Source organism: Thermoplasma sp. Kam2015 (assembly GCF_003205235.1).
Classification (GTDB): domain Archaea; phylum Thermoplasmatota; class Thermoplasmata; order Thermoplasmatales; family Thermoplasmataceae; genus Thermoplasma.
Genome location: NZ_QJSM01000037.1, coordinates 1 through 13,890, shown reverse-complemented (window position 1 = coordinate 13,890; position 13,890 = coordinate 1). Strand labels below are relative to the sequence as shown.

Here is a 13,890-nt window from a genome sequence, read left to right as displayed (position 1 = left end):
CTCACTTCAATATATTAACATAGCGATCTTTATTATAGTGAAATAAATTTAAGTAACATAAAGGGGGATTAATTGGTGTTCTCAGAAGTTCGCTATCATAATCGATCTATAAGGATGCCCGCAGTTTTATTAAGCCTGATCCTTCTGATAGCGATCTCAATCCTATCGATTGGCATGGGAAACATATCTATCCCTGTCAGGAGAACAATGGAGATAATTTGGGATCAGATACCATTTTTGTCAGCTATACATCATTTTGCCGTACCCAGGAATGATTATCTCATCGTTACAGAACTCAGAGAGCCGCAGATCGTTGGAGCAATACTCGTGGGTTCCACTCTTGCCATAGGCGGTTCTGTAGTTCAGAGCATATTCAGAAATCCAATAACGGAACCGTATATCATAGGTATATCCAGCGGTGCAGCACTTGGTGCTGTACTGAGCATAGCACTCTCGCTCTCATTTCTTGGATATTATACCCTTGAGATCAACGCATTTGTCTTCAGCACGGTCACGGTGGCACTGGTTTATCTGATATCGTTCCGTCATGGAAGGGCGCCGCCCACATTTCTACTGCTTATAGGGATCTCACTTTCATTCTTCTCCTCGTCCATAGTGTCTTTCATAATATTTTCAGACGTGAATCTTGCAGGAAGTGAATACTTCTGGCTTCTGGGTTCGATAGAGACCATAAGCTGGTCTGAGATAATGACTCTGATTCCGATCGTTCTCTTCTCGTCCATCGGTATATATCTACTTCGTAATGAACTGGATGCCCTGCAGATGGGAGACGAGCATGCACAGTCCATAGGTGTGAACGTTGAAAGAACCAAGGCAATACTAATCGCACTGGTGACGTTGAGTACCTCGGCCGTTGTTTCTGTCTCCGGCCTAATAGGATTCGTCGGGCTAATAATGCCCCACATCTCAAGGCTAATATACGGTGGTTCAAACAGATACGTGATACCCACCTCGGCGATCTTCGGATCCATATTCCTCATGGTGGCGAACGACCTCTCCAAGGTGATAATTCAGGGGGAGGTCATACCCATAGGCATAGTAACGGGAATAATCGGCGTTCCATTCTTCATATACCTTCTGAACAGGATGGCCAGAGGATCATATATTCAATGAAAATGAAAATCACTTATATAAGACGATGACACCTACCAGGATGGCAAGATTGAATCCTGTTGCCACAAAACCTATCTTTTTCATGGGAAGATCCTTCACAGCAATTGTGGATAAAGCTGCAACAGTAAATATGGCAGAAAATACATAGAAAACCATCGGATACGATATCAGCAGGTCTGGTATCAGAACCAAAATGGATGATACATATACAGGCAGTATGCGATGGAAAAAGAGTCTTTCGAACCTGATCTTCATCATCCTTGCATTCGCTATCTCCACAGGACCAGATCCCATAAGAACCTCGCCAGCGCTCAGTACGAGAAAGATCGTAATATTTCTAATCGTCAGCAAGTGAACGAAGGATGAAGACACTATGAGAAACATCGATGTCAATGTCAGTATGGAGAATATACGGGTGTAAAGCTTTCTCTCTCCATACCTGAAGAGGGCAACATAAGTCGCTAGAAACACTGCAAAGAACAGCAGCGGTGTCACTGGGATCACATGGATCACCGTTATATAGAGAATCCATCCAAGAAGAAGCGGACCGATCACGAAAACATAAGCATGGTTGGCGTAGAGAAATCTCAGCGGACCACGTTTTGCTTTCCACACCCTCAGTGCAGAAAGTATCGGATCATAAAGAAAGAATGTAGTTAACATGATCAGAAATGTTACAATGCCGTATATGGAGAATCTGAAGTTTGATATCAGTGAAATGATCAGCGTGTTTGCCCATACTACTATAAGACCGTGTTCTCTGGGAACGGCAAGCTTGAATTTTGATCCTTCGGACATTCACTCATCACTGTCTGATCGGCAGCTAATGGTACAGATTCATCTTGAATATGTATTTATTGAAGCATCATTGCGAAGGAAACTATATATGGAAGGCCGTGCACGACGATGAGCGGGCATAGTTGAATATTCCTGCTGAAGAAGATCCGCATATCTAATCGCTGAAGATCCGAGTTTTACAGTTTAGATCAAACCAATAACTTTTCCATTATAACGCTTTGCCTGCTGACATATTCAGAGGCCAAGTTCTATGACAGCATATAGAGAAATAAGCGTGAGAGTGAGGACAGGAAGAGCAGCCATAAAACCGATCTTCATATAATACGCCGGTGTTATCTCTATGCCGTGCTTTCTCTTGAGAGTGTACATCCAGAGCAGAGTGGCCAGAGAACCTATCGGAGTGAATTTTGGACCTATATCGTTGCCTATGACGTTGGCATAGATCAGAAACCTGTTTCCATTAAGGTTTGAAACAGTCAGAACACCCATCATTGTTGAAGGAAGATTGTTCATTGATCCGGCGAGAAATCCGAAGAACAGGCCTCCAAGTACCGTATATGTGGGATTGCCCAAGATCATGAGATGCCGCATCAGATCCGTCAGCAGTTGAGTTAATCCAGCATTTCCAAACCCGTAAACAACAACGTACATCCCAAGCGAAAAGAGAACTATTTGCCATGGGGCCTCCCTTATCACGGTATTTGTGTTTATCTTTCCGTTAACTCTTGCCAGATATAGGATTATTAGGGCTGCTGGCAGTGCGATGAAACTTACAGGGATGCTATCTATGCTCGACAGGAAATACGCCAGCACGACCAGGGCTATGAACGGAAAGGCGAGCCTGAATATCTGCCTGTCCACTATAACCTTATTCTCGTCACCAACATTGGCGGTATTGTACTGGACGGCTGCCTCTCTCCTGTATATGAGGATCAGCACAGCAAGGCTTGCCAGTATGCTGACAAGATCCGGTATTATCATAGTTTCCGCATATTCTGCAAACGAGATCCCAAAATATCCAGCGCCAATTATGTTCACAAGGTTGCTGATTATGAATGGGAGGCTGGAGGAATCGGCTATGAAACCGGTGGCCATTATGAAGGCTGTTGCCCTCCTTTTGTCCATGCCGGTTCTTGCCGTTATGGCAGAGACTATGGGTGTCAGCACCAGAGCCGTACCGTCATTGGCAAAGAATGCAGAGATGGCTGATCCAAGCAGCACTATTAGGACGAAAAGCCTGAGACCATTGCCTGCGGCAATCTTCGATATCCTTATGGCATAATATTCAAAGAATCCGGAATAATCAAATACCAGAGACATTATTATTATCGCAACAAAGGTGAATGTTGGATTCCATATTATATTCCATACCTTAACGATATCATAAGGGGTTGATATTCCCAACAATATTGAGATCAAAGCTCCTATGAGGGCAGAATAGCCAATATCCAACTTCCAGGGTTTTGCTATCACAAGAATGAGCGTGAATGTAAAAACCGCTGCAGCTAGCAGGAGATGGAATAATAACACCAACAAGTATCGCTGGTACTTATAAAAAATTTGATGACGTCACGCATTCAATGGATTGACTTCGTTGCATATCATATATATCTGTTCCAGATCAGAATCTCAGCTCTAAATCTGCGGATTCAGCGCCTCCCATATAGTTATGGGATAATCTGAACGAACATTGTCTACGTTAATGCATCAACATTAAGATTGTATCAAAGAAATACCAGATGGGGAGGTTAAGATTCGTTCTTATTGAAATAAGGCCTCTTGACAAAAAATTATGGTTTGAGAGGTATGTTTTATTTCCTCTCCGCTATGGGAACGAACTTTCTCTCCGCAGGGCCAACGTATACTGCCCTCGGTCTTATCAATCTCTGCTGTTCCTCAACATACTCTATGAAATGCGCCTGCCACCCAGTAACTCTTGAAAGAGCGAAGAGGGCTGTGTATATGTTGTTCCTCAGCGGGAAACCTAGAGACATGTACACTATCCCAGAGAAGTAGTCGGTGTTTGGATATATTCCCTTAGATCCAAAGTTCTTAACGCCCAGATCCTCCAGCTTCGTTGCTATATCGTATATCTTGCGCACTTCTGGTTTCTTGCTTGATAATTTATCAGCAATTCCCTTGAATATCTTTGCCCTTGGGTCGTAGGTCTTGTACACACGATGGCCAAAACCCATCAGCCTCTTCTTCCCATTTATTATGTTATCGTTGAACCATTTCTCCACGTTAGCAGGATCCTTTATCTCGTCAAACTGCGCTATCGCAGCTTCAGCCGCGCCACCATGCAATGGCCCCTTCAGTGCGGCGAGCGCAGCGGTTATACCAGAATACATATCAGAGAGCGTGGATACAGCAACAAGCCCAGCAGTTGTTGAAGCCGGCACTTCATGATCCGTGTAAAGTATGAGCGCAGTGTTCATTGCATCTATCTCTTCCTTTGTGACCTTTCTGCCAAATGCGGCAGTTAGGAAGCTCTCGGCGTAACTGTCGGACGGTTTCGGAAGTTCCGGAGGCATATTCATGATGTGCCTGTATACATTTACAGTTATGGCCGACATTCTGCCGATCATCTCTGCAGCCACGTCTCTGTCTGTGTCCTTGTTCCACTTGAACTTTATCTCCGATGCGGCCATGGATGCAACCGCGGCCATCTGCATGGCAACCGAATCCGACTCCCTGGGGAGCTGTCTTATGGCATTTATGACAAAATCTGGTATCTTGTATCCCTTCTGTATGGTTTCCTTGAACTTTCTCAGCTCCTGCGCCGTAGGAAGGTTTCCGTAGAGAAACAGATACTGTATCTCCTCATCCTGAGCGCCTGAAGCAATTATATCCTCAACGGAATAACCTCCGTATCTTAGAATACCTTTATTTCCATCAATCGTCGTCAGCCTGGTCCACTTTATATTGACATCCTCAAGTCCCTTACTAATTTCTTCAGTTTCTGGCATTAAAACACCTCTACATATATGATATCTTTTAACGCTATTTGAAATTTCGTCGTATAATTTTGTATGTGTTATACATAATTAAATATTCAAATAAATAGATTATAATAATACTATCTAATAAGAGTCAGATCCTATGAAGATAATGCGAAGTATGATCTGTACGTGGAATAAAATTAATATGCTCACGCTGTGAAAGAAAGTGAGGAATACCTTGAAGAAAAGCGTTTACAGGCAAATAACTGTGATGAAATATGGCAACGATGCCGATCTGGAGAGGTCGGCTGTGGAAATCATCCGCGAAATCTATGGGAAGAAAATAATAATATACACGCCTGGCCACAGACATATGGCAAACAGGATAGCAATTGAGGTCCCAGATACGGATCTCTTTGAAATAGCCGATTTTTCAAAGATGATCGTTGATAGCCTAAGGAGATCCAGGAATCTCGGCCATCAGCTTGCATCTGAAATATTCGGTGAAGAGGCTTCGTTCCGCGGAATCAGCATATTTCTGGTTGGTTATGATAAACTCATGGTATACGATTTCAATGGTCCAAACGCTAACTTCACCAGAGAATTTATAGACGCTTTTCTTGCCATGATAGATCCATCGACGAACGATAATCGTCTGTATTTTCTATCGTCCAGGCCGGATAACGCAGTTGATGACATAATTTCTGTGAGCATGATCATGGTCTGATCTCTGTAGAATCTTTTTCTTCCAATGCCTTAAAAACGAACCTAATTGAAAATCGCTTTGAAAGAGTTTCATCCATAACTGCGTGTTTAATGCCTCGATCTGTACAGGCCTGACAGTCGAGATACAAAAATTGATTTGAATATTTTTCTATGTGCCTAGCTTCTGCGGCGATCGATGTAGAACACGAATGCCGTGATCATGGCACCTATCACTATGCCTGCACCGAGATAGTAATCATAGTTCTGTGTCGGCATGTATTTCTCGATCACCTGCACAGGCTGTCCAGTCACGTTGAAGCTTAGGTATTGCGAGGACGTCTTGTATCCAGGTACACTGGAAAACTGAGCAACGTAATGACCAGCTGGTAGAAGTATGGATATACTGCCCTCATTTGAATAATAAGATCTGCCATCGATCACAACATACCATGATGATCCCGCAGGAAGGCCTGTTTCGGAGATCACAACCTTGTATAGCTGCTCAGGAAATGTAACATTGACTATGGACGATGATCCGTTTACTGTGACGTATCCTGATACAGCTGTGTAATTGTTTGGCGGAGCAAAGACAGAGTAGGAATATGTACCATTTGGAAGGTCAACTATAAGTTCCCGTGAGGTAGAAGAATAAATGCTACCGGCCACATCAACATACCACGTCTCATTTCCTATATAGTTTGTTGCATAGAATATGATGCCGTAGGTCATTAAGTGTTTCGCATATATATTTACGACTGTTCTGTTAGTGAATGAATAGGCGTATCCTGAATAATCAGTGGTGTAACCAGGGGGAAGGAAGACCGCGTAGGTCGTGTTGCCAAAGTTGTACTCCGTGACGTTGATGCTGCTTCCGGAACTTTCATAGTATACCCCATCAGCCGCAATCTCCCAGCTTGTTCCAGCAGGCAAGCCATGCACTGTGAATGAAAGCGTATAGACAAAATACACCAGCGGATAATAATCGTAACCACTCTGTATGTATCCTGTCTCATTCCATGGTGCCGTAATAAACGGAGAACCCCAGTAGTTACCACCCTCGTATCCGCCATTCACAACGCTTCCCTTAAGATCAAAGCCGTTTACAATAATTGTATAGTTGATAGGTTCCACTGCGCTCAGGTTCCAGCTGTCATGATATGTTGCATTCAAGCCCGTATAGACGTTGAAATCTGGTGAATAAGCTATGTCGTATTCGGTGAAGGCGTTGTTGTATATCATGTTTCCAGATGAGTCCACAAAGAGCCCAACGGTACCGTTTCCATTTTCAGATAGATACTGATCTGGAAAGTAGTTTCCCCAGACGGTGTTGTTCTCATCTGATGAGTTTTCTCCGTAAATGAAGATGGAAGAATAATAGGGTGGCTGGAGGTCTCCAGAGTATAGATGCAGAGAGTAAAAAACGTTGCCGGCTATGAGATCGTTGGATGAATTCCAGATCATTAGATTTGCCACGATGAAACCCTTCATGGTTTCCGGAAACCAGCCAGTTATATTCGGACTGTTTACTATTGACACGTTGGAAGTTCCGTAAAGAACTATGCCCATCCAGTTTGTATTGCTGAGTCCACGGTTAGACAGCTCTGATCGGTACTGCTGCCCATATGTTATCTGGAAAGAGCTGACGTTTTCTATATCCAGGTGAAATGCCGTATCGAGGATCGTTATGCCGGAAAATGCCGGAAAGAGAAAATCGTTCAAAACTCCGAATGCCGGTATGATGGAAATATTTTGATTCAACGATATGATGAATGGATTTGCGGTTGTTCCATTCCCCTTAATGGAATAATATGCAGCATCACTGCTGTTGGAGATGAAGATGGGTGCATAGATCCTTCCTGTTTTTGCTGTCTGAATGCCATCAACGGTATCGGATATATCATCAATATATTCTGGTTCATATAGATTTTTGAATATGGCGATGGAGTACGCACCCTCAGGAAGAAGAAACCTGAATGCAGAGCCGTTCACAGGTGCCCAGGAGGCTGTGCTGTTGCTGAATTGAGCACCGGGGCTCACGAATACATAACTCTGATCCGGTACCTTTCCGGAGAGAATTTCCATGGCGTTGGAAACGTTCCACAGACCGTATACAAGCGATGGACCAGCCTGGAGTACTGCGGTATGACCTACCCATCCAACATCGACACCATAGGAAGTTTCTCCTGTATCTACTCCAGCATCGTAAGCAGACCGAACAGCCTGGAACGAGGACAGCGTTGAATTATAGAGGTACAGCCCCATGGTGCCATTGATGGAGTATACGTCTACGTTGCTACCGCCTCCCGGACCGGTTATGGCCATTTCAGAATCATATAGCAGGCCGGACATGGTGGGCGAATATCCTGATATCATAAAACTGGCTGGAACTTTTGCAGTTCCAGATGAATTGAAAAATACAGTATCGTAGCTTCCCGATCTATGCACATTTCCGCTCAACACTGAATAATTGAAGTATACAGCATCGTTGCCGTTTCGAAGCGAAGAGTTCAGATACAGTTTCAGTTCGAATGGAAATGATACGTTCATTGTTGGGCCCACATCATAATAATAAACATAGCGCACAAGCTTACCGCTACCGTGGAGCGCATTTGGTGTCATGTTGAATGCCGGACTCGAAAAGTTCCAGACGTTGTCTATGAATGTAAGCTGGTGCTTTCGGGTGGAATATATGACCACATTCTGCGTCCAGAATGAATAGGATGAGTTTCCAAAGAGATCAACATTGTGGAGGACGGAATTCAGTTGAACTGCAAAACTGTTCGGCTGATCATCGTATGGATAGAAGACCCTAGTGCTGTTGAGATCGAGGAATCCCATGACATCGGTGGTATTGACAGAATAGGGTACAAGTTTTCCCGACGAATTTTCTATGCCAATGTCTGAAACACCCATCGGCGCAGGCCCATTATCATAGGTCAGAGAGATGTGACCATCGTAGGTGTAATAGTTGATCGCATTGAAATTCGGAAGGAACATGTACTTTGAACTGATGTTCAAACTACCGATTCTGGCCAAAGCACTCGTATGTTCATTTTCAATGCCTGCATGTTTCGTGTTATGCGCATTTTCAACAGCCGGTACATGCATGGTATCAAGACCTGCAGGTATAAGTAGAAACGCGATTAGAGCTATCGAAATTAAGATCGTTATTCTCGACGTGAGTATGATAAATGAAAAATGCTATAAAAACATGGATCAATTATTGTTAATGATCAATTCATTCATCCCTGTCTCCACGTATATGCAGTTCAATCGTGAGATAAGGTTCTAGACCCCTCAATATCCTGTTGACGGCCTTTTCCAGATGCTCCTGCATGGTCGAGTAGGATATGCCGAACTGCTTCGCCATCTCGGCTATCTGTGTCCTTTTCGGTGTATCAAAATAACCCATATGGTATGCATTCACAAGATATTTGAGCTGTTTCGTGGTCAGATCGGATAGCAGATCTGACATAGAAACCGCATATGTATCTCTCACAAGCTCTGGCTTAATCTCTGCCTTCTTTATGACCTTTGCCTCGCCGATCCTTTCGAATTCATTGAATATTGATATAAAGTGCTCTGGCATAGGTGATATGAGGGATAACTTCTCATGACCACCCTGATAGTATACGGGTGCCTTCCACATGAGATTTTTCGATTCAGCCTTTCGTATGGTGGAATTGGAAGCGTTGCACCTGCATGAAAGCATAACTGAAAGATTTCCTTCACCGTAGGTTCTGTAAAGGACATGCGTGTTCAACTCCTTTTCAACATCAGGCAGATGGGCTTCTATCCTGCTAAGATCCTCGTCCTTACCATAGAACTCCAGATAATCCACCGCTGAATTGCACCATCTGTAAAAGATCACATCCGGGAACAGCTTGCTTAGTTTGCAGAAGGGCAGATCATTTACAAGATCGAATTCGATCTCCTCCATACCGTCACATACCGGCATCATTTATATATCTTTCATAAGCCTGATCGATATGGTGATATGAGATGGTTTCACTGATAGTAGAGCACAGATGGAAGGGAAAGAATCAGGACGAAGCTTTCAAGGTTGTCGGAAGCATAATAGATATGCAGAAGAACGGCAAGTTGCCAGCTGGATTTACCCTGAAGTCTGTTAATGTGATAGCGGATGAGAGGATGGCCGTCTGCGAATGGGAGGCCCCCAGCCTTGAGGAATTCAAGGGACTGATGGAGAAGGTTAATCCGCCAACAAAGCATGAGATATTTGCAACGCAGAAGCTCCTGTAATTGCATAATTTCCTGAATATAATTTCTATATTTTAAAAACTTTAATATCGGTCTTTTCCATTTTTAAAATGTATGAAGGATATTCAATGCCCGCAATGCGGTGCACTGGTGCCAGAAGGGACTGAGCAATGCCCTGTCTGCGCATACAGGTTCAGTACGGTTAGCGATGATAGCTGGAAGTCTGCATTTGTAAGAATATTTTCAAGAAAGCGAGTATTGACTATGGTTCTGGTCTTCGTGGCCGAGTTGGCAATCATGTTCGCACTCACAGCCATGCCGATGTCTGGATCCACCGCAAACCAGATCGTGAATCAGAATGAACCCAGCCTCCAGTCTGTGAGGGCCCTTCCGCTCATAGTGAGATCGTTCTCCATATTCTCTCATAACTATGAAATTGCTTCAATTGAGATCATCCCTGTGATAGGGCAGATATTCTTCCTCATATCCACGTACTCAACGGCCATAGTCCTTAATGCTCTTGCCATATCCCAGGGAGTGACGGGGCCTCTCGCCCTTCTGTCGCTCCTTCTCCTTCCCTATTCATGGCTTGAACTTCCTTCTTATGCCATAGCAACCACGGAGGGTGCGTTTCTCATCTATTCACTTTTCACCAAACATTTCAGGAAGGAGATCAAGACCGCGGTTATCGTATGGCTGATGGTTGGGCTGGAACTACTGACGGCTGGCATATTTGAATCATGGACAATCGCTCTGGAAAGCTCCAATAATTTAAGTCTACTGTTCATAACATGGATACCATATGCGGTCATCATCGCCATATTCGTGATTGTCGTGAGACATGTCGTTCACAGATTCCAGACCGAGATGGCAATGGGCAGGAGTTGAAATGGAATACTGTCCATTTTCTTTAATGAAGGGATCAAGATAATATCGGTAAATATGAGTAATATGGCTTATGTACTCTGATAGGCCTGAACTTTTGTTGACATTTTCAACCTATTTCATTCGATCAGGATATGATCTCAAACTTTCATTCTCATTAATGTGCTTTGATTATATTTCATATAAAAATATGCTATGACGCAATGCATAAGTCATTTTAATATCTAGAGGCTTTATACGGATTCGCTTTCATGAGGGATGAATTACAGTATCACCAATGTCCGATGTTGCATGAATCTGAATGCTACTCAAATTGATTTTCAATATATATCCTTAAAATTGGTCATCAGAAGAGATTTCAACCCTCATCCACCTGAGAATTTCCTTTAATTATTGCTATCTGCATTCTTCTGTATCTGAAGTATGATAATATCCATGAGAATGCAAATATCACAACTATTATTATTCCCACGTTCCCCCATGCAAGGTTATTTATGATGTATATCGGCCTCCAGATGCTACCGCTGAGATTTAACTCTCCCTGTATAAGACCAAGAGTTTCCAAGCCACCGATTACATATGCTACAGTTATAGATATCGAAGTCATAGTGAGATTGAACCACGCCTTCTTCTTTGGACTGCCTCTGAATGCCCATCCGTAGGCATTGTTCATGAAAAATCCATCGCTTGAATCCACGAGGACCATGCCACCAGTGAAGAGCGCCGGGAATATCAGTATAGTGTATATCGGTATTGTGCTGAAAATTCCCGCCGCTGCGGCAGAGACCGCAAGGAGAGTGGTTTCGGAGGCGGTATCGAAGCCGAGACCGAATAAAAAGCCTATGGGATACATGTAAAACTCGTTCTTTATCAGTTTGAAAAGCCCGCCGAGGTATCTGTTCATGAATCCACGCCTGGAGAGCATGCTATCAAGCGCGTCATCGCTTATCTCATTCTGCAGGCTCAGGCGGTAAGCGATCCTGATTTCCCTGAGTATGAATAGGTTCAGCGTACCAAGTAGAAAGAGGAAGAAGGCACTGACTAGTGTTCCTATTATGGTTCCGATCTGCTCGAGTTCCGGCATGGTGCGCTCAAGAGCCCTTATGGATATTATGATCATAAGCGAGAGCAGGATCACGACCGTGGAATGCCCCAGTGAAAACATCAGTCCGGTGTACCTTGATTTCTTATGCTCCTGCATGAGTTTTCGTGTGGCATTGTCTATGGCGGCCAGATGATCCGCATCGAAACCATGCCTTATGCCGAAAAAATAGGATAGTACGCCCAGCGAGAAAAAAGTCCCTGTTATATAGGGCGAATTTATATCCCTGTTTCCAACGCTGTGAGTTATCGCGAGGAGTATATGAAATGAGACGAGAGTGAATAATAGCAGGAGACCATAGACGACTGCATAATCTTTCAAATTTCCATGTTCGAACAATGACATGATGGTCAATCATCGTTCTTCTTATAAAGTTTATTTTAGTTTAGTGAAATAGACTTAATAATATTAATTTCCCTCTGAAAATAGGCTCTCGTCGAATAAGTATGGTGTACGTATATTTCATTATTTTATTCATAAATATGATAAATTATTCCTTTTATGAGAAATATTCTTATATTCATGAATAATACAGATTATGTTCAGAGATGATCCCATGATAGGTGTAACTGCCTGGGAATGGATCGGCCTGTTCATCGGTATGATCATCGGTGGTCTGGCCGAGGCCTGGGGAATATCCAATCCGGAGGTTTTGATAAGATTGGGAAAGTGGGAGGATAGGCTTTTCATTGGCTGTATTGCAATTGCAATCGGTGCTGGTGCCATAGTGCTCTATGGGCTCTCAGCCATTGGAGTGTCCTTCCACTGGGGCATAAAGCCCGATTATGTCATCGGTGTTGCGCTAGGAGGTATAATATTCGGTACCGGTATAGCAATCTCAGGATATGTTCCTGGAACTGTTTGGATGGCTCTTGGAGAGGGCAGGCGTGATGCAATATACGCTCTCCTTGGTGGCCTTTTAGGAGCTGCCACATGGACGTTGATATACCAAACCAGCTTCGGTCACTGGCTCACAACGTACCTGAACTTTGGTCAAATTTACTTCGCTGGAAAGGTGGACACAAACCTCACAATAGGTTTCATTGTCGCAATAATCTGGGCTGCCATAATGTTCACAATAGCCTATACGTTGCCCAGATACAAGAAAGGAAAGAGCTGCGCATATCTTTCAACCCACAAAGGATATAAGCTTGATCCTGAAGAAGAAAAGATGTACTTGGAGACAGCAAACTTCCTGATGGAAGGAGCGTCTATGCCTCTAGGCAAAGACAACCTGCCTGAGAAGGTGAACTACCACTGGACCGTATCCTCAAAACTCTTCGGTGTCACCATGCTTTCAGTGGGTATCATCATAGGTCTGACGGTAGTTCTTGAGATGTTTCTGCATCAGATATTCGGGGAATCCACAACCTATTCATGGATCGTTGCACAGATATGGTTACCGGCAGGCTACTGGAAATACAGCACTCTCGTCGTACATACCATAGGATGGGAGCCGTTCAGCGACATAGGCACGTTGTTCGGGGCATTTCTAGCCTCTGTGTTCTTCACAAGGAGATTTCAAGCTTTCAACAATGTTATCCCGCCATCATGGAAGGCCAGATTTGGAAGCAGCCAGATAAAGAGAGCTGCTGGTGCGTTCTCAGGTGCATACCTGATGCTTCTGGGCGCAAGGATGGCGGATGGCTGTGCTAGCGGGCATATACTGAGTGGTGATCTTCAGATGGCAGTGAGCAGCCTGGAGTTCTTCATATTCGTGGTGATATTCCTGCTCTTGGTCGCACACATAATATACAGGAGGCAATAAGTATGTCATCAGAAATTGATGAGGAAAGGCTTAGAATGACCATGGAAGAGAGAAGGAAAAAGGAACCTCAAATGAAGAAGGAAAGCGGATTGAAGGCCTTCATAATATCTATGGTTGCTATTGTGATAATAAGCGCTGCTTTGACGTCTGGCACATATAACGGATATGATCCAAACCCGCATTCCGTTGCGCTTACTGGATTCTTTGTCATCGTTACAATAATAATGACTGCAGTATGGTACAGGACAAAATACAACGATTATTCATTCGAAAGCAATGAAAACAAAGAGAATTAAAATAACATTTGATTATTTTTAAATTAATTTATTATTCAT

The 13,890-nt window shown here is 43.5% G+C and carries 12 protein-coding genes; 6 read left to right on the top strand and 6 right to left on the bottom strand.

The genetic code is table 11. The features are described 5' to 3' along the window. Nucleotides 1-75 precede the first annotated feature (75 nt). Complete coding sequence (locus tag DMB44_RS07995) at nucleotides 76-1,134, top strand: iron ABC transporter permease (RefSeq protein ID WP_237265373.1); 1,059 nt, start codon at nucleotides 76-78, stop codon at nucleotides 1,132-1,134. A gap of 9 nt (nucleotides 1,135-1,143) precedes the next feature. Here the strand turns inward: DMB44_RS07995 and DMB44_RS07990 are convergent, their stop codons facing one another. From DMB44_RS07990 to gltA, 3 genes are all read right to left on the bottom strand, one after another. Next, a complete protein-coding gene (locus DMB44_RS07990) occupies nucleotides 1,144-1,932 on the bottom strand; it encodes a hypothetical protein (protein ID WP_110642554.1) in 789 nt (262 codons plus the stop codon). A 234-nt stretch (nucleotides 1,933-2,166) separates the two neighbouring features. Continuing rightward, the gene (locus DMB44_RS07985) at nucleotides 2,167-3,462 is read right to left on the bottom strand and encodes an arsenic transporter (RefSeq protein ID WP_237265372.1); all 1,296 of its coding nucleotides are present in this window, start codon (nucleotides 3,460-3,462) and stop codon (nucleotides 2,167-2,169) included. A gap of 281 nt (nucleotides 3,463-3,743) precedes the next feature. After that, entirely contained in the window at nucleotides 3,744-4,901 is a 1,158-nt protein-coding gene (gene gltA, locus DMB44_RS07980; protein ID WP_110642551.1) for a citrate synthase, read from the bottom strand. Nucleotides 4,902-5,100: 199 nt separating this feature from the next. On the opposite strand from gltA, the gene DMB44_RS07975 reads away from it, so the two are divergent. After that, nucleotides 5,101-5,601 (top strand): hypothetical protein, encoded by a 501-nt coding sequence (locus DMB44_RS07975; RefSeq protein ID WP_110642549.1) that lies wholly within the window; start codon nucleotides 5,101-5,103, stop codon nucleotides 5,599-5,601. A 155-nt stretch (nucleotides 5,602-5,756) separates the two neighbouring features. On the opposite strand, the gene DMB44_RS07970 is transcribed toward DMB44_RS07975, so the two are convergent. After that, nucleotides 5,757-8,687 carry a thermopsin family protease gene (locus DMB44_RS07970; RefSeq protein WP_110642547.1) on the bottom strand — a complete coding sequence of 977 codons (2,931 nt, stop codon included), beginning with the start codon at nucleotides 8,685-8,687 and terminating at the stop codon, nucleotides 5,757-5,759. Between the two features lie 130 nt (nucleotides 8,688-8,817). After that, a complete protein-coding gene (locus DMB44_RS07965) occupies nucleotides 8,818-9,519 on the bottom strand; it encodes a helix-turn-helix domain-containing protein (RefSeq protein WP_237265371.1) in 702 nt (233 codons plus the stop codon). Nucleotides 9,520-9,581: 62 nt separating this feature from the next. On the opposite strand from DMB44_RS07965, the gene DMB44_RS07960 reads away from it, so the two are divergent. Together DMB44_RS07960 and DMB44_RS07955 are read left to right on the top strand one after the other, a co-directional pair. Continuing rightward, nucleotides 9,582-9,842: a hypothetical protein gene (locus DMB44_RS07960; protein ID WP_110642543.1), complete on the top strand. Its 261-nt coding sequence runs from the start codon at nucleotides 9,582-9,584 to the stop codon at nucleotides 9,840-9,842. A 72-nt stretch (nucleotides 9,843-9,914) separates the two neighbouring features. Further along, nucleotides 9,915-10,688 (top strand): zinc ribbon domain-containing protein, encoded by a 774-nt coding sequence (locus tag DMB44_RS07955; protein WP_110642540.1) that lies wholly within the window; start codon nucleotides 9,915-9,917, stop codon nucleotides 10,686-10,688. Between the two features lie 355 nt (nucleotides 10,689-11,043). Here DMB44_RS07955 and DMB44_RS07950 read toward each other — a convergent pair whose 3' ends face one another. Further along, complete coding sequence (locus DMB44_RS07950) at nucleotides 11,044-12,132, bottom strand: HoxN/HupN/NixA family nickel/cobalt transporter (protein WP_110642538.1); 1,089 nt, start codon at nucleotides 12,130-12,132, stop codon at nucleotides 11,044-11,046. Between the two features lie 211 nt (nucleotides 12,133-12,343). Here DMB44_RS07950 and DMB44_RS07945 point away from each other — a divergent pair, with 211 nt between their 5' ends. Next, nucleotides 12,344-13,555 carry a YeeE/YedE family protein gene (locus DMB44_RS07945; protein ID WP_110642583.1) on the top strand — a complete coding sequence of 404 codons (1,212 nt, stop codon included), beginning with the start codon at nucleotides 12,344-12,346 and terminating at the stop codon, nucleotides 13,553-13,555. 2 nt (nucleotides 13,556-13,557) lie between these two features. After that, nucleotides 13,558-13,851: a hypothetical protein gene (locus DMB44_RS07940; RefSeq protein WP_237265370.1), complete on the top strand. Its 294-nt coding sequence runs from the start codon at nucleotides 13,558-13,560 to the stop codon at nucleotides 13,849-13,851. Nucleotides 13,852-13,890: the final 39 nt, after the last annotated feature.

Excerpts from the sequence above, each read along its gene's own strand:
- DMB44_RS07960 (WP_110642543.1), top strand. The coding sequence starts at position 9,582 with ATGGTTTCACTGATAGTAGAGCACAGATGGAAGGGAAAGAATCAGGAC.
- DMB44_RS07965 (WP_237265371.1), bottom strand. The coding sequence starts at position 9,519 with ATGGAGGAGATCGAATTCGATCTTGTAAATGATCTGCCCTTCTGCAAA.
- DMB44_RS07955 (WP_110642540.1), top strand. The coding sequence starts at position 9,915 with ATGAAGGATATTCAATGCCCGCAATGCGGTGCACTGGTGCCAGAAGGG.
- DMB44_RS07945 (WP_110642583.1), top strand. The coding sequence starts at position 12,344 with ATGATAGGTGTAACTGCCTGGGAATGGATCGGCCTGTTCATCGGTATG.
- DMB44_RS07990 (WP_110642554.1), bottom strand. The coding sequence starts at position 1,932 with ATGTCCGAAGGATCAAAATTCAAGCTTGCCGTTCCCAGAGAACACGGT.
- DMB44_RS07950 (WP_110642538.1), bottom strand. The coding sequence starts at position 12,132 with ATGTCATTGTTCGAACATGGAAATTTGAAAGATTATGCAGTCGTCTAT.
- gltA (WP_110642551.1), bottom strand. The coding sequence starts at position 4,901 with ATGCCAGAAACTGAAGAAATTAGTAAGGGACTTGAGGATGTCAATATA.
- DMB44_RS07970 (WP_110642547.1), bottom strand. The coding sequence starts at position 8,687 with ATGCATGTACCGGCTGTTGAAAATGCGCATAACACGAAACATGCAGGC.
- DMB44_RS07940 (WP_237265370.1), top strand. The coding sequence starts at position 13,558 with ATGTCATCAGAAATTGATGAGGAAAGGCTTAGAATGACCATGGAAGAG.